Raw genomic sequence first — 272 nt, 5'->3', positions numbered from 1 at the left:
TGCCATAGTGGCAATGAGCAGAATCAGCATGCCGATGGATCTCCGCTGCCTGTAAAAGTCGGCCCTGATCTGGTTAATCATTGTTTCCTCCTATGCTCTTGAGGGTTTTGTTCAGCAGATCTGTGAAATATTCCTCCAACGATCCTTTCTGCTGGCTGATTTGATTGACCAGGATGCCTTCCTGAACCAGAAGTCTGTTGATGGGGCCCGGCTCCAGGTTCTCCTGCCTGATCAGAATCTGATGGTCGTCAAGGACTTGGAAGGGGCCGATT

General features: G+C 50.4%; 1 pseudogene. It reads right to left on the bottom strand.

Going from position 1 to position 272, the window contains the following annotated elements:
• Nucleotides 1-73: 73 nt before the first annotated feature.
• Nucleotides 74-272: pseudogene (locus FPK30_RS08130) on the bottom strand (hypothetical protein); the annotation flags it as partial.

Source organism: Bifidobacterium apousia (assembly GCF_007559275.1).
GTDB lineage: Bacteria > Actinomycetota > Actinomycetes > Actinomycetales > Bifidobacteriaceae > Bombiscardovia > Bombiscardovia apousia.
The sequence above is the reverse complement of the archived record's forward strand: the minus strand, read 5'-3'. Positions and strand labels throughout refer to the sequence as shown.